Below are 18710 nucleotides of genomic sequence, written 5' to 3'. Positions count from 1 at the left end.
ATAAGGTGAAATGCTCCACTAGACCACCGGCCCGGTTCCAGGTCTGCATATCCTTCGGGCCGGACCGTGGACACTGTCTTTTACCGGAGCCGTGAAAACAAACAACCAAAACATTTAAATAATTTTGCGCATATGTGTACTAATTGAGGTGATACACTATGCCAGGTTTTGATGGAACCGGACCATCCGGCCGTGGCCCCCTGACGGGCGGCCGCCGGGGCCGGTGCGTCCTGCCCGGGACACCGGCGGCGACGGAAGAAGGCGCCGCACCGGTGCTCCGCGGTGTCGGCCGGGGCGGTATCCCGTGGGGATGCGGCCGCGGCTTCCGTGGCGGTCGGGCACGGCGCCGGTGGTAACCCCACCGGATCGAAGGCACTATCTTCATGGGGAGCGGATCTCTCAATCAGGAGATGGTGCTGGAATGAACGAGAAAGAGCCCGGGGGAGGCTGTGGCCGCCACGGGCGGGGGCGAGGACGACCACGGGTCCGCCGGAGGATCAGGGAAGGCGCGGCCTTCCGCTGTTTTGGCCCCCTCTGCGGGAGGCCCGGCGCGGTTGTCGACCTCCTTCCCGAGGAGGTCGAGGCCCTCCGGCTCGTCGATCTTGCGGGGCTCGAACAGGAAGCGGCCGCCCGCGCCCTTGGGGTCTCCAGAAAGACCCTCTGGCGCGACCTCCATGAAGCGCGGGGGAAGGTCGCCGACGCCCTGGTGCACGGGAAGATGATCCGGATCGCCGGGTGCGGCCGCGAGCGGGAGGAGGGCTGCCCGGAAGATGAGGGCGACTCCTCCCTGTAATTGAGTTGTGCCGACCCGCCCGCCAGGCACAACCACCCATTTTAACTGGAGGTGGGTGAAGCCACCTCCCACCACATGACCACCACATTGTTTGTCTCGACAAACCTACCGTCCTCATCGGCGTGCGGGAGGATCAGGTCGCGGATGCGTTCAGCCACGCCCTCATCGACCTCGACGAACCGGCCGATGAAGGACGCCGTCGAGCGGACTTTCTCCTCCAGGGTCATCGTATTGGTGAACGAGAAATGTGTGACGTCGAGCAGCCTGCCCCATTCCCTGAGAATGACGTAGGCGAAATAGTCGCCGTCGGGTTCGAATTCGCCGCCATACTCCCTGCCGGTGATCCGGGAATAGACTTCCTTGACGAGATCGCCCCTCCCGGCTGGCTGCACGATGGCACAGTATCTCCTGGAGGCGTTCTCCATCTTCTTCAGGTGTTCTTCAAGGTCCGGGATCATCCAGAGAAAGTGCGAACAGAAGACCAGGTCGTAGCGGTCCCGAAGCGCCTCGTCATCAGTACGAAGCCAGTTTGTATGGATCACCTCGACGTTGTCACAGGATTCTTCACGCAGATTCTCCTCGAGGTGGGCAATGTTTCGGAGCGAGAGGTCAACGGCGGTGATCTTTTTGACCCGCTTTGAGAGCGGAACGGTGACCGTCCCCGGTCCAGGTCCGATCTCAAGCACCTCCGAGGATGGATTGAGGAAGTTTGAGAAGATTTCTGCGGTCTTTCTGCCGTACTCGTATTCGCCCTCTTGAATCCGTTTTGAAAAATCAGAGGCAGCTTTTGTCGTTATGTCGGGGTCAAACCGCAGTTTTGGTCCGCAGATCCGCTCGCGCAGGATGGCTTCCCTCGCATCTCTCCAGTTGATTCTATACTTCAGGTTGCGCTTCTTTGTGATCATGATAGAATACTCTTCCCGAATGAGCGGATAAATATTAACGATGTGACATAATTTTTCAGCATTTGTTAACCATATGTCACAAACGGTGGGCGCGTGGGAGGCGGGCCGGATCCAGGTACCTCTCATCGTGAGTGCTAAAACTCGAATATGGCCTTTTATTATAACTTTTTAAGGAATAATGGTGGGCCCGGAGGGATTTGAACCCACGACCGCCCGGTTATGAGCCGGGCGCTCTGACGGGGGGAATTGACAAACGGGGCGATATTTACGAGGATTTAGAAACGGGGGAAAGTTTCGGGGATGCTGCAGGCTCTACAGGCAAAACGGAGGCAGGAGATAAGTTCTATGTGATAAATCTCGATGATGCAATCGATTACATCACACATGGAATAAAACGCAAAAAGCCTGTAAAACCGCTATCTAAGAACGATAAGACCGGTAAAGGAGCGTTTACGGCTATTAAGTATTTCCTGAGTTTCGGGGATATCATCTCCCAAACCATAGAAGGACAGGGAGAGAACGCCGAAATCTCAGAGAGAACCGCCCGTATCACCTATAAAACCGTTAGAGCGTATAACGTAGCGCAGAACGCTAAATCAGGAAGATCAAGAAGAAGACGAAGAAGAAATAACCCCGGCCCCTTTTCCCCTAGGATGAATCCTTTGGGTAGTTGGGATCGTTGAGGGAGATACCCAATATGGTAATATACCACTTGGTGCGGGATAAAGTGAGATGTCAGTGGTGTCAAGGTAAGGCGGAAGGGCTTCTTGACCGGTTTCAGACGGGTTCAATCAGATCTGACGGTAATCCATTTTTAAGTTGAACTCGATTGCCGAGACATCATTGGCTTCAGGTAATTTATTGCGAATTGCATCTAACGCCGATTTCGTGCGCCTATCTAAATCCCTACATATGAGAATTCCCTTTACGCTATGCGTCTTAAACTCCTCCATAATTTGATTCATGTAGTCTAAAAGTTGCATTAATGCACTAGAGGGTGACTTATCTCGTTTTAACTCAAGAATAACGTAACTATCCTCTTGCTTATGTTTACAGAAAATGTCAATATATGTGCCACATTTGGTACGATAATGTTGATTTCCATCAATAATTTCGAGATCGGGGAACATATTCTCGAAATTTCTCCGAATGACGTCTTCTAGATGCAACTCCAACATGTTATTGATGACGAAGGTTTTCACCCTATCTGTGTCGGTTCTGAAATTGGAATCTATACCAATATTTGTGTCAATCGTGTCGTGTGTTGTAACCTGTTCCTCGAACTTATCGAACTCATTAATGATCCTCGATAGCTCGTTCACGGGTAAATCGATAGGTGAAATGGTCCCGACGATTGTGTTTCTCAAAGCCAGACCGCAAACTTGTCCAACGATATCTATTGTCTTTTCATTGTTGCATCTAGTATGAACCCTTTCGATGAACGATCGAAAAGAAGCGTACTCTTCATCGGATAATTCGTCATAGTCGTAATCCCTTCCCGATAACAGCACCCTCCGTACCCTTGCTCTCTTCTCTTCAGATAATGAAAGCAACTCTTTAAAACAAGCAAGAAATACGTCAGGATGTTTTGTACGCTGATATTTATCTGTTATGAGTATCTTTCCAAGGTAGTATCGTTTATTGTCGTGTTTTAAGAAGTTAAACCCTCTTTCAGTCACTCTCAATTTTTGTTTCCTTATCGTGATCAACTTATAGGATTGCAGGGCTGTTAACCGTTCAAAGGTTGCTGAATATAACTCTCGCTTATTCATACATGTCACTGGCTTCGTATTCAGCAATCATTCTCTCGCTCATTATATCTTTTCGATCCTTACGAATCACCTTAACCATAAATTCGGCTATTTCCCTTCTTTCTTCTTTGGAGGTGATAGTATCGAAACCACCAGTGGCTTCAAGATGTGAGATGAGTTGAAATATTACTTCCTCATCTTCCTTAGCGTCGATATCCATGGATAGTTCTCTCGCACAGATATTATTTATCTTCTATCAAGTGCTCTTCAGGTGTGATTGCCCTCCTCTTTCATTCTTGTTAGACAACTGGAAAGCAGGCTATGCCAAGGCAGGAAGGCGTACGTAACAACGGTGATGTATCAGTCTGGAAACGTCTCAAAAATCTTCGAGACAGTTGATATTGGGATTTAACCGAAGAATGAACCTCCTTTCAGCCGTTCTTGATGTATACAGACAGGTATCTTGATCCTTTTTCACATACTCCAATGCGGTCTAACAATTAGATAATATCTGAAATACAACCTCTGCAACAACAATCCACATGTGGATAAGAGTCATTGTTTTGAATATGTGTTCCACTCTTTCAGAACAGCACGGGATCGGCTGCCCATGATTACGCTCTTTTCTCTTGCCGACCGGATCGAAGCCGAAGTCGGGGCGGCACGCACGGAGACTGAAATAATGCGGCAATCCATCCTCATCCTGGCATTTTTGGGCCGTCTCATCCCTACTGACGCAGAACTCCTCCGGTTGGAGGAGCGCACCTATGAACCGGCATCGATTCTCCTTAAACATATCCACTCTGAGAAGATGGAGAAAACAGGGCGAAAACGTGTTCAGTCAACATTTGTCTGAGGGCCGTTCTCCTTTTTCTCCTGTGTTTTCTCCCGATTTCTCCCGATGTTTTAGGAGAACATCGGTACCGTGCCGAGTGCTGAATGCTCTTTTGTCTAGGGGTGCCGTTTGCATCCTGCTCCCCTAAAATTTGAAATTTTTACTCCTTAGGCGTATTTCCTTCTGGGATTCCTCTTCTTCTCCGGCTCTCCTCTTTTTCCCTGGAGATGTTGCCGTCAGTAGATGAGTAGCCTGTCATTTTTCGTCAGTCTTCAATTTGTTCTTCATCCTAACTTTGAATTGCTCGCAAGATGGCCATTTCCCCTTATTTCCTATTCTGACCGTTTTAACCTCCCATCCGTTTCCGCAGGCGAGATAGACGACGATTCTGTCACAGTACTTCGCTAATTCTGACAGCCGACATCGAATGATGCGGCCTCACGTGACGCCTCAACGTGAGTTCTCAGCGCCCGGAAACTGGATTTCGCGGCTTCGCGGCTTCGCGTGAGGCTCTATCCCCTCGTGCTGAAATCTCACGCGAAGACGCGAAGAGCGCGAAGGGAAATCGATGGTTTGCCCTCCTGAGGACGGGCTCAAACATTTTAGCGAAGTACTGTGTCAAGAGAAACCATAGGAGGAAACTGGAGAACAGAACAGAAAGGGAGGTAGCAACACATAGGTGAAGAGAACCGTTAGGAAAAACTGAGAAGAAAAGGGGGTAGTTATTGGGGGGCAGAGATTCTTAACTGGGGATTGAAAACTGAATCTAGAATTAGTTGGGGCTCCAGCCCACTTCTGAAACCATATCTATTAACAATTGCAGTCTTTCAGACTCTTTCGATATCCTCTCTTGCATCTGACTTACTACAATCCTAGCGTCGAACTCCGAACTGATTAGGAACATGCCTTTAGATCTCTTCGAACCGATAATAATACCGTTTTCCCGAAGAGGGCCGAGTACAGTGATCTGCCAATCTTCCTTGTTACGGATATCGTAACCGTTCTCTTGCAAATGGTCCACAATTCTTTGTGTAGCGATTGCATGGTCTACTCCAACTGCATGTTCGAGCATGAATCTGACCGTTTCAACCATTTCCGGGTTTTTTTTATGATTCGAAAGCGGCCCTTGATCCACTAGAAAGCTTTGAGCACGAGCGATGAACGGCATAGAGAGTAGTAATCCCAAGGGTATTTTATGTGTTTCGGATCATATTTTGATGAATGAGCCTAACTCATAGTTCTTCAATCCCACTGCGTGCTTAATTTTGGGATCAACAAATGTGAGCCTCTCCTTTTCTAACAAAACTCTTTCTTCAGCAATATTCGCATATTCACTATCAATTTCAAATCCAATGTAATTAACGCCGAGTTTCACACAGGCTACAGCGGTTGACCCAATTCCCATAAATGGATCAAGAACAAGATCTGTCTTTGCAACTCCATGATCCTTTATGCACATTTCAGGTAATTTAGTAGGGAATACTGCGGGGTGCGGTCTAGATTCCCGGATGGTTTCATACGGAATAAACCATGTGTTACCCCGGTCACGTGAATCGGTTTTATTTGCAGACTTCCATCTTCGAATGTTTGCTTTATCTTGATATGGGACTCCTATCGCTGTTTTATCGAGACCGACATCTCCCTTTTTGGTAAAATGAAAGATATATTCATGACAATCGTGGTGGAACCTTAAACTGTTAATTGGCTTATAATGTCCAACAGCAATATCTTCAGAGATATTCGAAGACTGTCCAATATCTTCATGTGAAATTGCGATAGATTTTATCCAATGTATTGTATTTTGCAATACGAAATGTTTACGAATCGTTTGGGCAATATCAAGAGGAATCCAAGGATCTTTTAATGAGCCTCCGACATTTAGAAAGAACGATCCATCATCTTTTAGGACCTTTTTACATAGAATAGCGACTTGCTCTATCCAATCTAAATAAGCATCACGTGGCCGATTGTCATCATACTGGTTGTAATCAATTCCTAAGTTATACGGGGGTGAGGTAACGATAACGTCCACCTCTTGCGGATTCATGTAGGATAATCCATCAATGCAATCAACGTCATATATCCGGTTGTACTCGAAATTAAAAGTCACCCTCTCCACCCCCATCGTTTCTTCTGGAGGGAATTACACTAGCCTTAAGATCTTTATTGCAGGGATCAAAAATCCAAGTTACCGAACTCCCCGCTCGTAGGCCAAAGTATTCGCATAACTCTTTTGGTAAAGTTGTCCTTAATGCGTTGCTTTCATTGCGAATCCTACATATCTTTGTGCTTTTCACTTTGGTTGCGCTCATATAATCCCCAACTCGTTGACCAACTCGTAGGTCTATCGCATATTAGTTCTTGCGATATTCAAATATTATAAAAATAAAGATATTCTTGAAGGGAGCAAGATGGCACACACTGAAATTCGGCCATTCACACAGATTTTTCTGGTTTGCAGCCTTTCGCTACCGCCTCAAGCACGATCTCTTTCTGCTTCGGTGAATACTCACCAACAACCAAGAGTTCAGCGGTCATTCGCTCTCCTTTGTGTGATGTTTCCTCTATTGCTTCCGCGCCTAGGCAATACCCCCTCGGGCCTAGACCCCCGCACAGACTCTTAGGCATACCGAAAGTGTACGGACACATACGGACATGTACGGACAGGAGAAAAGAAATGAGTAAAACGGCGCGCTCGTCAAAATGTCCAATTCCCAAGCGAATTAAGAGAAAACTTCAGGTAACATTAGATCCAAATATCTATGATCGGATAAAGAATAGCGGCGTTAACGCTTCTCGATTGATGGATAAGGCAGTCTCCGCGTTGTTTTCCCACGTTGACCCCGTTTATCTCCTCGTTTCATCAAAAGAGGCTCAAAATCAGTGGGCCCGGAGGGATTTGAACCCACGACCGCCCGGTTATGAGCCGGGCGCTCTGACCGGACTAAGCTACGGGCCCCAAAACAACCGCTTAAGTACCAGGGATATGGAAGCGCCGCGTATTGCTGCGTTTTCCCGGATCCCGGGGATCTCCGGTGCATATAAACATCTCCCTTTTACGATAAATACGTTGTGCGGGCCGATCAGCGGCCTTCTGCGCCGGACTACACCACCTTCGCGCCCGGGTCGGCCTCCCGGATGACGCCGAGCACCTCCTGCCGCTTCTCGTCCACCAGGCTCGCTGTATCCGCTTCGAGGTTCAACCGCACCACCGGCTCGGTGTGGGAACGACGGATGTTGAACCACCACGCCGGATAGCCCACCGTCAGCCCGTCCAGGTAGTCGAGGTCAGCGTCCCCGTAGCGCGCCGCAAGCGCCGCAAGCACGATATCGGGTTCGCGCACCCGGAGGTTGATCTCCCCGGTCGAGGGGTAGCGGTCCAGCGGCCTGACGAGCTCGGAGAGGGGCCGGCCCCTGGCCGCGATGATGTTTGCCACCTGGACCAGCGTGAGGAGCCCGTTATCCGTAAACCCCATATCCCGGTAGTAGTAGTGCCCGGAGAGTTCCCCGGCGAATACCGCGTCCTCCTCTCGCATCCTGGTCTTGATGAAGGCATGGCCCACCCGGGACCGGACACCACGCCCTCCGGCCTGGGCGATCGCCTCCACCACGGCCCGGCTCGATCGCAGGTCGTAGAGGACGGTCGCTCCCGGGTTCCCTTCAAGCAGGAACTCCGCGATGAGCCCGGTCACCAGGTCCTCCCTGACCCGCTCGCCCCGCTCATCGATGAACCCGCACCGGTCCGCATCGCCGTCGAACGCGACCCCGAAGTCCGCGCCCTCCGCCACGACCCGGTCCTGGAGCTCGCGGGTGGTCGCGGGGTCGAGCGGGTTAGCGTGGTGGTGGGGGAACCTCCCGTCGGGCTCGAGGTACATCGGTATCAGCCGCCATGCCGGGACCCGCGCAAAGAGGCGAGGTATCTCCGGTCCGGCCATACCGTTTCCCGCGTCCACCACGATCCTGATCGGTTTTGGCGCCCGGACAAACCCGGCCACCTTTCCAATGTAGTCATCGAGCATATCGACCCGATAGTGGATTCCGGCGGCTGGCCACCTCGCCACCGGCTCCTCCCCGGTCATCGTCTCGAGGAGCGGCAGCCCCCGGTCGCCGGAGAGGGGGACTGCATCCCTGCCCGCAAGTTTGAGCCCGTTCATCTCCCCCGGGAGGTGGGAGGCCGTCACCATCGCCCCGCCGTCGAACTCCCCCATGATGATGGCATAGTTGAGGAGCGGCGTGCTCACCTCTCCGGCGTCAGCGACATCCGCCCCGGCCTCAACCGCGCCTTCGGCGAACGCACCGGCAAGTGACGCCGACGAGAGCCGCATATCCCGCCCGACGACGATCCGCTCCGCCCCGAGGAGACGGACGAACGCGTTGCCGATGTTCCGTGCCGTCGCCTCGCTCAGTTCGTCCGGGTAACGCCCCCTGATATCATATGCCTTGAAGATGCCTGCCATCCTCACCGCCCCCCAAGCGGCGACATCTGCCGCAGGCGCTCGATGACCCCGGGAAGGACCGAGAGGACGTAGTCGGCGTCGTCTTCGGTGTTCCCCGGCCCCAGGGTGAGCCGGAGCGACCCGTGGGCGTGCTCGGGCGGGAGACCGCAGGCGGTGAGGACGTGCGAGGGTTCAAGTGACGCCGAGGTGCAGGCGCTCCCGGTGGAGGCGGCAATCCCGAGGCTGTCGAGCAGGAGAAGGATCGATTCCCCCTCGACGTAGCGGAACGCGACGTTCACGTTGTTCGGGAGCCGCTCGGTCGGGTGGCCATTGAGCCTGGTATCCGGGATAGCATCGAGGATCCCCCGGATCATTCGATCCCGCATCGTGGCGATCCTGGCAGAACTCCGGGGCATCTCACCAACCGCGAGTTCGATCGCCCGGCCGAGCCCCACGATCCCGGGAACGTTCTCGGTCCCGGCCCGTCGGCCCCGCTCCTGCGCCCCGCCGTCCATGAACGTCGCGATCCTGGTCCCCCGCCTGATGTAGAGCGCTCCGATCCCCTTGGGGCCGCCGAACTTGTGGGCCGAGAGCGCGAGGAGGTCGGCTCCCATCGCATCCACGTCCACCGGGAAGGCCCCGATCGCCTGCACGGCGTCGGTGTGGAAGAGGACGCCGTGGTCGTGCGCGATCCGGCCGATCTCTGCGACTGGCTGGACGGTCCCGATCTCGTTGTTCGCTGCCATCACCGAGACGAGGATGGTCCGGTCGGTGACGGCATCCTCGACGGCGCCCGGGTTCACGCGCCCGAACTCGTCGACGGGCAGGTAGGTGACCCGGTAGCCCTGCTTCTCGAGCACCTCGCAGGGGTGGAGGACGGCGTGGTGCTCGATTGCAGAGGTGATGATGTGGTCCCCGCGCTTCCGGAGGGCCGCTGCCACCCCCTTGACAGCCCAGTTGTCGGACTCCGTGCCGCCCGAGGTGAAGAAGACCTCCTCCGGCCGGCCCCCGATCGCCGCCGCCACCCGCCCCCTGGCCTCTTCCACCGCCTCCTTCGCCTCACGGGCGAGGGCGTAGAGCGAGGAGGGGTTCCCGAACCGTTCCGAGAAGTAGGGGAGCATCGCCTCGACGACCTCCGGCCGCACCGGCGTCGTCGCCGCATGGTCCATGTAGACCGTTCGCCTCTGCTCCATCCCGGTCACTTCACCATCGTCGGCTGGAATCCGCGCATCGTCTCCGCCATCTCGCCAAGGCGCCGGTCCACAAGGTAGTTCACCGTCCCCTCCTCGTAGGTCCCATCTTCCCGGCGAGTGCCCGCCGGGACACCAGTGAGGATCTCGATCCCCTCATCGATCGTCCGCACCGGGTAGATCCGGAACTTCCCGGCCTTCGCGGCCTCGACGACCTCCTCCTTGAGCATCAGGTTCTGGACGTTGCTTGCCGGTATCAGCACTCCCTGGTTGCCGTTGAGCCCTTTCGCCTTGCAGACCTCATAGAATCCCTCCAGTTTCTCGTTGACGCCCCCGATCGCCTGGACCTCGCCCTTCTGGTTCACCGAGCCGGTGACGGCGAGGTACTGTTTTAAGGGGAGACCCGAGAGCGCCGAGAGGAGGGCGTAGAGTTCGGTGCTCGACGCGGAATCGCCCTCGATCCCCTCGTAACTCTGCTCGAAGACGAGCCTCGCTGAGAGGGAGAGCGGTTTGTCGCGCGCGTAGTTGTTGTTGAGGTAGCCGTTGATGATCAGGACACCTTTTGTGTGGATCGGCCCGCCGAGCGCCGCCTCCCGCTCGATATCCACGATCCCCTCGCGCCCGACCCCGATGCTCGCGGTCACCTTCGACGGCCGGCCGAAGGCGAAGTCACCAAGACCAATAACCGAGAGGCCGTTCACCTGGCCGACCTTCTCCCCCTCGGCCTCGATGAGGAAGATCCCCCGCCTGATGTACTCCTCGATCTTTTGCTGGATCAGGTTCGAGCGGTAGATCTTCTCCTCGATCGCCTTCGTGACATGTTGCTTCGCGATCTGCTCCGCCCCTTCCTGCACAGCGTAGAAGTTCGCCTCCCTGATGAGGTCTGCAATGGCGGCGAACCGGGTCGAGAGTTTCTGCTGATCCTCGGCGAGCCTTGACCCATACTCGATCACCCGGGCGATCGCGTCCCGGTCGAGGTGCCGGAGGTTTTCCTCCCTGATGAGGTTGCACATGAAGTCGGCGTACTTCCCGGCATTCTCGTTGTTCCTCTCCATCACGATATCAAAGTCGGCCTTGACCTTGAAGAGCTCCTTGAAGTCGGGGTCCAGCCGGTAGAGGAGCTGGTAGAGCATCGGTGTCCCGATGAGGGTCACCTTGATATCGAGGGCGATGGCCTCGGGCTTGATGGTCTTTGCCGTGACGAACCCCATCCGCTCTCCCGGTTCCTCGATGACGGCTTTCCCGGTCTTCAAGGCCGTCTTGAGCCCGTCCCAGGAGAAGGGGTTTCGCAGGAGATCTTCGACGCTGAGGACGAGGTAGCCTCCGTTGGCCATATGCAGCGATCCCGGCCTGATCATCGTGAAATCGGTCGTGAAGATCCCGAACTGGACCTCTTTCTCGATCTTCCCGAGGAGGTTTTGGAAGGTGGGGTTCTGCTCGACGATCACCGGGGCCCCTTTGATGTCGGCGTTGTCCACGACGACGTTCACGTCGTACTTCCGGAACGGGAGTTCCCGGATAAAGGCCTGGAACTGGGGCGGAACCTCCGGCTGCTCGGCGACCCCAAGGAAGGTCTGGAGGTTCTCGAGGATGTCGTTCTGGACGGCGTCGATGTACTCCGGGATCTCCGGGACGCCGGCGTAATTCTCCTTGAGTTCGGCGACGAGGTTTCCTATCGCGTAGAGGGCGATGTCGTGGTTCAGGTCCCTGACCGCCTCGGCACCCTGGCGCTCGATGTCCTGCACCTGCCGGAGCACGCTCCGAAGTTCGGTGTTGAGGGCGTCCCGCCGCCGCTGGACCTCAGCCCGCATCTCATCGGGAAGACTGATGAACTCCTCCTCGGGGATTGGTCTTCCGTTGATGACCGGGATGGTCAGGAGGCCGATGGGGCTCATCTGGATGACGAAACCTTGTTCCTGGGCGCGCTGGTTGATCCGGGCGACAAGATCGGTCCTTCGCCCCTGGAGTGTCTTGAGGGTCTCGTCACGGCGTTTGGCGTACTCTTCGCTCTCAAACGCTCTCGGGAGCGCCCGACGTGCCTCTTCGATGAACCGTTTCATATCCTCTCTGAACCGGACGCCCCTCCCCGCCGGGAGGGCGATGGCGTCTGGTTCGTACTGGTTCTCGAAATTGTGGACATAGACCCAGTCGCTCGCCCGGGGTTTGGCCTTCGCGAGCTCGTCAAGGAAACTCCGGACGGCGGTCATCCGCCCGGTGCCCTGGGCGCCCGCGGTGTAGACGTTGAACCCCGATTCACGGATCTCAAGGCCGAACCGCAACGCCCGGAGCGCCCGTTCCTGACCTATGATCTCCTCCATCGGCCGCATCTCTTCGGTGCTGGCGCACTGCACCTTTTCCGGCTCGTAGACGTTCCGGTACTTCCTGATATCCAAAGGCTGAATCATCAGTTTCACCACAGCTCCTGGTCGCAGGTATACCGCAGGGTGTCGCCCGCCTTAAAAAAGGTACCCCGGGTGTCATGATGGATGGTTTTAACCCAATTCGCGCTTATGTGTAGTATGTTTGCGTGCGGTCTACCCTGCATAAGGCCGCGAGAAACAGGTGTCCCTATGAGAATTGCAATTGCACAGGACGGAAACCAGGTGTCCGGGCACTTCGGGCACTGCGAAGGGTATGCGATCTTTGATGTCGAGGGTTCGATCATCTACCGGAGAGACGACCTCCCGAACCCCGGCCACGAACCCGGACGTCTCCCGGTCTTCCTTGCGGAGCACAAGATCGACCTGATCATCGCCGGTGGGATGGGGCCGCGGGCCGTCGACCTCTTCCATCAGAACGGGATTGAGGTGCTCCTCGGTATCAGTGGGAATGTTGATTATGTAGCACAGGACTATATTGCCGGCCGCCTCTCGCCGGGTGAGAGTTCCTGCCACCACGAAGACGGCGGGGAGTGCGGCGGGCATTGAGCGGGTGCATCTACCCATAGGATTATGCCCATATGAGTAATAATTCCGAGTGGAGTGTATCAGTATGATAGTCTGCATCACAGCACGTGCCTCTGGCACGGACGCCCCGGCCGAACAGCGGTTCGCCCGGGCACCTTACTTTGTCTTCGTCGATACGGAGACGGGGAAGTCTGAATCGGTTGAGAATCCCCTCATTGATGCTGCCGGCGGGGTCGGGCCCCGGGCGGTCCAGATGCTCTCGGAGCATGGCGCAACGGTCCTCATCACCGGGCAGGTTGGTGGAAACGCCGCCCGTGCGCTTGAGGCGGGCGGGATTAAGGTTTATGCCTACCGCGGGAGCGGCAGCGTTGCCGATGCCCTCGCGGCGTATACCGCCGGGAACCTGCAGCCGATCCCCCTCGCCTGAAGCGGGGTCCGGCATGAGAATCGCTATTGCAAGCGGCAAGGGCGGCACCGGGAAGAGCACGGTGGCGGCAAACCTCGCCTGGGCGCTCGCCCGCTCCAGGGACGTCGCGCTCGTCGACTGCGACGTCGAGGAGCCGAACCTCCACCTCTTCTTCCCGGCCCCGGCGACGGAGATGCCGGTGACGACCCCGGTCCCGGAGATCGACGCCGAGCGCTGCACTCTCTGCGGAGAATGCGGGAAGTTCTGCCGGTTCGGGGCGCTTGCGGTGCTGAAGGACAGTGTCCTCACCTTCCCGCACCTCTGCCACTCCTGCGGCGGGTGTACCCTCGTCTGCCCGCAGGGGGCTGTCCGGGAAGTCCCGCGCACCATCGGCCGGGTCACCTGTTCCCGCCCGCTGCCCCGCCTCACCCTGATCAGCGGGATCCTGAACGAGGGTGAGGTGCAGGCCCCGGCGGTCATCAGGGCGGCAAAGACGCTCGCGGAGGGGCACCCGCTCACCCTCTACGACGCCTCCCCCGGGATCGCCTGCCCGGTCATCGAGACCCTCGAGGGGAGCGATGCCTGTATCCTGGTCACGGAGTCGACACCGTTCGGGCTGCACGATCTCCGTCTTGCGGTGGAGGTGGCTGAGACGCTCGGCATCAGTGCCGGCGTCGTGATCAACCGGAGCGACGGGCAGGACGAGGCGACTGTTGCGTTCTGCCGGGAACATGGGCTTCCGGTTCTGATGACCATCCCGTTCTCCCGGGAGATCGCCGCCGTCCAGAACCGGGGCGGGCTCATCGCCGCGCTCCTCCCCGGGTGGGAGGAGCGGTTCTCCGGTCTCTTCGAAGCGGTTCCGGGGGTGAGCCCATGATCCGGCTCGCGGTCGTGAGCGGCAAGGGCGGCACCGGGAAGACGATGGTGGCGGCGGCGCTCGCCGATATCAGCGGGGTGCCGCAGGTCCTTGCCGACTGCGACGTGGACGCCGCAAACCTGGCTCTCCTCCTCGCGCCCCGGCGGCTCACCACTGAGGAGTTCCGTGGGATGGAGGTGGCCCGGATCGATCCGGACCTCTGCCGCGACTGCGGGATCTGCGCGGACCGCTGCCGGTTCGGGGCGATCGTTCGACGGGACGATGCCTGGACGGTGGAGCCCCTCCACTGCGAGGGCTGCGGTGTCTGTGCCTACGTCTGTCCCATGGGGGCGGTCCGGATGGAGCCGCACGTCTGCGGAGAGATCTACACCTCGGTGACTGATCGTGGGAATCTTGCCCATGCCCGGCTCTTCCCAGGTTCCGGGAACTCTGGGCTGCTCGTCACCGAGGTGAAGAAACGGGCCGTGGCCCTCTCGGAGGGTGCCGACCTGATGCTTGCCGACGGCCCCCCGGGGATCGGCTGCCCGCTGATCGCGACGGTCAGCGGGATGCATGCGGTCCTCGTCGTGACGGAACCGGGCATCTCGGCGCTCCATGACCTCGCGCGACTGGTGACGGTCTGCCGGCGGTTCGGTGTCCGGATATTTGTCGTGATCAACCGGTTTGACCTTGCGGAGGATATCTGCAGAGAGATCGAGGACTACTGCGCGAAGGAGAACCTCACCGTGGCAGGAAAGATCCCGTTCGACCCGGCGGTTGTTGCGGCAGTCCGGGAGGGGCGGCCTGTGACCCGGGGCGATTCTCCGGCCGCGGAGGCGCTCCGGGAGATCCGGGAGAGCCTCTTCTCCGGGCTCGGGCTCATCTGAGCCCGCGCCCCCGTGCTCTTAAACCGCTCCGCTCCGGGAAGACGAATCGTGATTACCGGGAGTCCCGGCGGGAGGGCATCGTGCCCGTTTTCGCGAAAAAAGGGTTTTTATCGGTTTAGAACCGGGGTTTTCTGTGTTTGGGGAGGCAGTCCTGACAGTAAACAGGTCTGCCTTCGGTCGGCTTGAAGGGCACTTCGCACTCTTTTCCGCAGTCCGAACAAATAGTCTTCGTCATTTCACGGGGCCCGCCGTAACTCCTCGAACCGCCGAAATTTCTGTTGCCTCTGTTATAATCCATTGGATTGCTCATGCAGATAGAACACTGCCTGTAGAGTTACGGGGGTATAGTATATAAGATGATTCACCCGCGGGGATGTGGGTGTTCCGGGGTTGCTCCTGCTCCTGGGGGGCGGGCCCTGAGGGTTATCGGGCGCAGGACGGCACCTCCCATCAATCCCCTCATCACGGTCTTTTTTTGGTTTGCAGCTCAATGTATAGGGAGATGAAGACCCAGATCGAAGAGGCCCGGGAGGGAACAATAACCCCCCGGATGGAAGCGGTCGCAGCAGCTGAAGGGATCGAGGCCGAAGACCTCCGCTACTCCGTCGCCGTCGGCGAAGCAGTCATTATGACACGAGGAAGATGCTCGGTCGGCATTGGTCACGGTATGCGGACGAAGGTCAATGTCAACCTCGGGACCTCAACCTCCCGGGTTCACCCCGAAGAGGAGGTCGAGAAGGCCAGGATCGCCGCGCTGCACGGCGCTGACACCATCACCGACCTCTCAACCGGGGGCGACATCACAGCGATCCGGCAGGATATCTTTGCCGCCACCACCCTCCCGGTGACCACGGTGCCGATCTACCAGACCGCTGCGGAGATCGGGGTCGGTGATATGACCGCGGAGGATATCCTTGCCACCCTCAGGCACCAGGCCGAGGAGGGGGTCTCCTCGTTCGTCCTCCATGTCGTCAGCAGGGAGATGATCGACGCCGCCTGGGACGGGGAGCGGATCATGGGGGTTGTCTCGAAGGGTGGGTCGATGACCGCCGCCTACATGCTCACCCACGACGCCGAGAACCCCTTCGTCGAGCACTTTGACGAGGTCCTCGCCATCCTCAGGGAGCATGATATCGTCCTCTCCCTCGGCAACACGATGCGGAGCGGGTGCATCCACGACGAGATGGACGAGGCCCAGAAGGGGGAGATGCGCCAGAACGCGCGGCTTGCTGCCTACGCTCATGAACATGGCGTCCAGACGATCGTCGAGGGGCTCGGCGGCCATGTCAGGGCCGACCGGATCCCGGTCTACCTCCGGCGTTACCGGGAGCACTCCCCTGCGCCGCTGTTTGTCGCCGGCCCCCTTCCAACCGATACCGCTGTCGGGTATGACCACATCGCCGGGTGTGTCGGCGCAAGCATCGCGAGCGGCGCAGGCGCTGATTACCTCTGCTACCTCACCCCGGCCGAGCACCTCAGCCTCCCGACCCCCGACCAGGTCAGGGCGGGGCTCATCGCCTTTCGGATCGCGGCCCACATCGGCGACTCGATCAAGTACGGCATGGACGACGAGGATCTCGCCCTCGCCCGTTCCCGCTCCCGCCTCGACTGGGAAGGGCAGGTCGTCCATGCCATCGACCCTGAGACCGCACGGGCTCTCGCTCCCGAACCGGGACCGTGCACGATGTGCGGCGATTTCTGTGCGGTGGCCATGATGAAGTGGCTCAGGGAGCAGAGGTAAAGGGGATATCCCCGGTTCTCATCCTCCAGCCGGATAACGAGTTCCACGTTGTGTGCCGGGGTCGGCGAAGGCTGGTCCCGGAAGCGCAGTGGCCATTAACGTTGCCTGCCACTTGCGACCGGAGTTAATCTTCCGTTTCTCTCCTGGCGAGGATTGCGCGAAGACTGGACTGGAGGTCGGGGAGCTGCCGGGTGATGATGAACCAGACTGTCTCGAGGTCGACACCGAAATTGTGGTGAATGACAATATTTCTGACTCCCACAATTTTCCTCCAGGGGATTTGGGGGTACCTCTCCCGAACCGGCCCGGGCACCTGTCCGCATGCCTCCCCGATGATCTCGAGGTTACGTATCACTGCATCGATGGTTTTCTGGTCCCGGAAGAAGTCCTCCTTTGAGTATCCTCTGGTATATTCCCTGATGCGGCCGATGGCCTCCAGAACATCTTCAAAGAGGAGGGTTTCGTCGCGCTTAGACATACACCGCGTCCTCCTCGATGGCACGGAAAAGCCCCGGTCGCCTGGCGACCCCTCCCTTCAGGGCGAGGTCCACGGAGACGCCGAGCATCCTTTCCAGGTCCTCTTTGAGGTCCACGACATCCCACCCGAGGGGTCTGTCGAGATCGACCAGGATGTCCAGATCACTCTCCGGACCCTGCTCGCCTCAAGCGTAGGAACCGAAGATGCCGATCTCGCGGACATGATACCTTTGCTCAAGGTAGGGTTTTGCCTTCCTCAAAGCGACAATGATTGACCGTACGGTCCAGTGCGGGGGGATATCCTCGGGCCTTCGCGGCACTTCCAAACGCCTCCTTTGAATGGTATGTGGGTGGAAGAATTGTTTATTGGTTTCCCCCACGCTGTGCCTATGAGGGATCCCCAAGGTTTATAGATCTGCAGGCCAGTCTCTGGACTGGTGAATGATGATGGACATCTCCCGTCTGAAGTACAGGGTCGAGGTTCTCGGCGACAATGGTGACATCAAGCGCTATGGCCCGTTCAACGAGCAGAAAGCACGGGAATTCTTTGAGGTCGAGGAGAGTTTCGGCGGGACTGCCCGGATTGTGCGGCTGGAGGAGGAGGGTATCCAGCAGAGGTGGGAGGTTCTCACCGAGTGCGGGGACTGGGACCGCTACGAGAGGGGGCATCGTGAGAAGAAGAAGGTGGAGGTGCCCCTGCAGTGAAGGGGTCTTGATCGGAGATCCCGCTCACCGTCGCGGTCTCAGCCCCGCGGCCGCAAAGACCTTATCCTCTCCAACCCGCCCCATCAGTTCCCCGAGCCTCTCGCCCGGTTGTGCGTTCTCCCTGAAGTAGTCGAGCAGCCTCCCGACGATCCCCGGGACCTCATCTTCGGTGACCAGCCCTTCTGCCTCAGTCCCGACCTGGAGAACCCGGCCCGACCTCCCGCCGATGGAGAGGCACAGCCCCTCCGCCGCGACGCCGATCGCCCCCTTCGGGCAGACTGCGATACAGTCGCCGCACCCGACGCAGTCCTCTCCTGAGAAGCTGACTCTGTCATCAGCGACCCTGATCGCCCCCTCCCGGCAGACCTTCTCGCACGCCCCGCAGCCCTCGCAGTCCCCGGCATGGAACGCCGGGAACCTCCGGCCCGCAATCCCGATATCATTGAGCTGGACCCTTGCGCAGTTGTTCGGGCACCCCGCGATCGAGATCTTCAGTTTCCTCGGGAGAACGCATCCCCCGTACCGCTCCTCGATGGCCCGGGCAAGCCCCTGCGTGTCGCAGCACCCGTGCCTGCAGACCGTGCCCTTGCAGGCGACGACCGACCGGAGCGTGGCCCCGGTGCTCCCGGGCTCGATCCCCGCCTCCCGGAGCCTCTCCGCGACCTCCTCAGCGTCCCTGCGGTCGACGAAGGGGATCTCCACGTTGAGCCGGGCCGTCATGGCGACCTCCCCGTTCCCGAACTCCTCTGCAATCCGGGCCACTGCCGCCATCTGCGATGCGGTCATCACGCCGGCGGGTATCCGCCCCCGCACGGCGACCTT

Annotated in this window: 22 protein-coding genes and 1 tRNA gene; 10 read left to right on the top strand and 13 right to left on the bottom strand. The window is 57.8% G+C overall.

Features of this window, described 5'->3' with window-relative positions; all coding sequences use genetic code 11:
- The first annotated feature begins 158 nt into the window (after positions 1-158).
- Positions 159-356 (top strand): DUF5320 domain-containing protein, encoded by a 198-nt coding sequence (locus tag BP858_RS01450; protein WP_074176012.1) that lies wholly within the window; start codon positions 159-161, stop codon positions 354-356.
- 65 nt (positions 357-421) lie between these two features.
- Entirely contained in the window at positions 422-793 is a 372-nt protein-coding gene (locus BP858_RS01445) for a DUF134 domain-containing protein (protein WP_074176011.1), read from the top strand.
- Positions 794-834: 41 nt separating this feature from the next.
- On the opposite strand, the gene BP858_RS01440 is transcribed toward BP858_RS01445, so the two are convergent.
- On the bottom strand, positions 835-1698 hold the full coding sequence (locus tag BP858_RS01440) for a class I SAM-dependent methyltransferase (protein ID WP_286878642.1): 864 nt from the start codon (positions 1696-1698) through the stop codon (positions 835-837).
- 197 nt (positions 1699-1895) lie between these two features.
- Between BP858_RS01440 and BP858_RS01435 the strand changes: the two genes are divergently transcribed.
- Positions 1896-2381 (top strand): hypothetical protein, encoded by a 486-nt coding sequence (locus tag BP858_RS01435; RefSeq protein ID WP_286878640.1) that lies wholly within the window; start codon positions 1896-1898, stop codon positions 2379-2381.
- Positions 2382-2489: 108 nt separating this feature from the next.
- Here the strand turns inward: BP858_RS01435 and BP858_RS01430 are convergent, their stop codons facing one another.
- The gene (locus BP858_RS01430) at positions 2490-3470 is read right to left on the bottom strand and encodes an endonuclease NucS domain-containing protein (protein WP_286878639.1); all 981 of its coding nucleotides are present in this window, start codon (positions 3468-3470) and stop codon (positions 2490-2492) included.
- Positions 3463-3669 carry a hypothetical protein gene (locus BP858_RS01425; protein WP_286878637.1) on the bottom strand — a complete coding sequence of 69 codons (207 nt, stop codon included), beginning with the start codon at positions 3667-3669 and terminating at the stop codon, positions 3463-3465. The genes BP858_RS01430 and BP858_RS01425 overlap by 8 nt, the downstream gene beginning before the upstream one ends.
- Positions 3670-4059: 390 nt before the next feature.
- Between BP858_RS01425 and BP858_RS01420 the strand changes: the two genes are divergently transcribed.
- Positions 4060-4305, top strand: a complete 246-nt coding sequence (locus tag BP858_RS01420; RefSeq protein WP_286878635.1) for a hypothetical protein — start codon at positions 4060-4062, stop codon at positions 4303-4305.
- A gap of 751 nt (positions 4306-5056) precedes the next feature.
- On the opposite strand, the gene BP858_RS01415 is transcribed toward BP858_RS01420, so the two are convergent.
- The 6 genes from BP858_RS01415 to BP858_RS01390 all read right to left on the bottom strand — a co-directional run bounded on the left by BP858_RS01415 (position 5057) and on the right by BP858_RS01390 (position 12315).
- Positions 5057-5452, bottom strand: a complete 396-nt coding sequence (locus BP858_RS01415) for a hypothetical protein (RefSeq protein ID WP_286878633.1) — start codon at positions 5450-5452, stop codon at positions 5057-5059.
- A 39-nt stretch (positions 5453-5491) separates the two neighbouring features.
- On the bottom strand, positions 5492-6409 hold the full coding sequence (locus BP858_RS01410; protein WP_286878631.1) for a DNA-methyltransferase: 918 nt from the start codon (positions 6407-6409) through the stop codon (positions 5492-5494).
- A 759-nt stretch (positions 6410-7168) separates the two neighbouring features.
- Positions 7169-7243 (bottom strand) — tRNA-Ile (locus tag BP858_RS01405).
- 145 nt (positions 7244-7388) lie between these two features.
- Positions 7389-8741 carry a phosphomannomutase/phosphoglucomutase gene (locus tag BP858_RS01400; protein ID WP_074176009.1) on the bottom strand — a complete coding sequence of 451 codons (1353 nt, stop codon included), beginning with the start codon at positions 8739-8741 and terminating at the stop codon, positions 7389-7391.
- Positions 8742-8743: 2 nt separating this feature from the next.
- The gene (gene nifS / locus BP858_RS01395; protein WP_074176195.1) at positions 8744-9913 is read right to left on the bottom strand and encodes a cysteine desulfurase NifS; all 1170 of its coding nucleotides are present in this window, start codon (positions 9911-9913) and stop codon (positions 8744-8746) included.
- Between the two features lie 5 nt (positions 9914-9918).
- Positions 9919-12315 (bottom strand): Lon protease family protein, encoded by a 2397-nt coding sequence (locus BP858_RS01390; protein WP_062266724.1) that lies wholly within the window; start codon positions 12313-12315, stop codon positions 9919-9921.
- A 165-nt stretch (positions 12316-12480) separates the two neighbouring features.
- On the opposite strand from BP858_RS01390, the gene BP858_RS01385 reads away from it, so the two are divergent.
- The 4 genes from BP858_RS01385 (at position 12481) to BP858_RS01370 (ending at position 14965) form a co-directional block, all read left to right on the top strand.
- Entirely contained in the window at positions 12481-12837 is a 357-nt protein-coding gene (locus tag BP858_RS01385; protein WP_062266119.1) for a NifB/NifX family molybdenum-iron cluster-binding protein, read from the top strand.
- Positions 12838-12901: 64 nt separating this feature from the next.
- Complete coding sequence (locus BP858_RS01380; protein ID WP_062266115.1) at positions 12902-13243, top strand: NifB/NifX family molybdenum-iron cluster-binding protein; 342 nt, start codon at positions 12902-12904, stop codon at positions 13241-13243.
- Between the two features lie 13 nt (positions 13244-13256).
- Positions 13257-14099 carry an ATP-binding protein gene (locus tag BP858_RS01375; protein WP_062266113.1) on the top strand — a complete coding sequence of 281 codons (843 nt, stop codon included), beginning with the start codon at positions 13257-13259 and terminating at the stop codon, positions 14097-14099.
- Positions 14096-14965: a P-loop NTPase gene (locus BP858_RS01370; RefSeq protein ID WP_062266109.1), complete on the top strand. Its 870-nt coding sequence runs from the start codon at positions 14096-14098 to the stop codon at positions 14963-14965. The genes BP858_RS01375 and BP858_RS01370 overlap by 4 nt, the downstream gene beginning before the upstream one ends.
- Before the next feature lie 115 nt (positions 14966-15080).
- Here the strand turns inward: BP858_RS01370 and BP858_RS01365 are convergent, their stop codons facing one another.
- Positions 15081-15275, bottom strand: a complete 195-nt coding sequence (locus tag BP858_RS01365; protein WP_014868433.1) for a CxxC-x17-CxxC domain-containing protein — start codon at positions 15273-15275, stop codon at positions 15081-15083.
- Positions 15276-15467: 192 nt separating this feature from the next.
- On the opposite strand from BP858_RS01365, the gene thiC reads away from it, so the two are divergent.
- Complete coding sequence (gene thiC / locus BP858_RS01360) at positions 15468-16706, top strand: phosphomethylpyrimidine synthase ThiC (RefSeq protein WP_062266721.1); 1239 nt, start codon at positions 15468-15470, stop codon at positions 16704-16706.
- 124 nt (positions 16707-16830) lie between these two features.
- Here the strand turns inward: thiC and BP858_RS01355 are convergent, their stop codons facing one another.
- Both BP858_RS01355 and BP858_RS01350 read right to left on the bottom strand, forming a co-directional pair.
- Positions 16831-17184: a DUF86 domain-containing protein gene (locus BP858_RS01355; RefSeq protein WP_014868431.1), complete on the bottom strand. Its 354-nt coding sequence runs from the start codon at positions 17182-17184 to the stop codon at positions 16831-16833.
- The gene (locus tag BP858_RS01350; RefSeq protein ID WP_333582848.1) at positions 17177-17335 is read right to left on the bottom strand and encodes a hypothetical protein; all 159 of its coding nucleotides are present in this window, start codon (positions 17333-17335) and stop codon (positions 17177-17179) included. The genes BP858_RS01355 and BP858_RS01350 overlap by 8 nt, the downstream gene beginning before the upstream one ends.
- 289 nt (positions 17336-17624) lie before the next feature.
- On the opposite strand from BP858_RS01350, the gene BP858_RS01345 reads away from it, so the two are divergent.
- Positions 17625-17888 carry a hypothetical protein gene (locus tag BP858_RS01345; protein ID WP_250317193.1) on the top strand — a complete coding sequence of 88 codons (264 nt, stop codon included), beginning with the start codon at positions 17625-17627 and terminating at the stop codon, positions 17886-17888.
- Positions 17889-17912: 24 nt separating this feature from the next.
- Here BP858_RS01345 and BP858_RS01340 read toward each other — a convergent pair.
- Positions 17913-18710, bottom strand: a 798-nt coding sequence (locus BP858_RS01340) for a 4Fe-4S dicluster domain-containing protein (RefSeq protein ID WP_286878624.1), incomplete at its 5' end; no start/stop codon positions are given.

Origin of the sequence: Methanoculleus sp. UBA413 (assembly GCF_002502935.1) — an archaeon.
In the GTDB taxonomy this organism is placed as follows: Archaea; Halobacteriota; Methanomicrobia; order Methanomicrobiales; family Methanoculleaceae; genus Methanoculleus; species Methanoculleus bourgensis.
The sequence above is the reverse complement of the archived record's forward strand: the minus strand, read 5'-3'. Positions and strand labels throughout refer to the sequence as shown.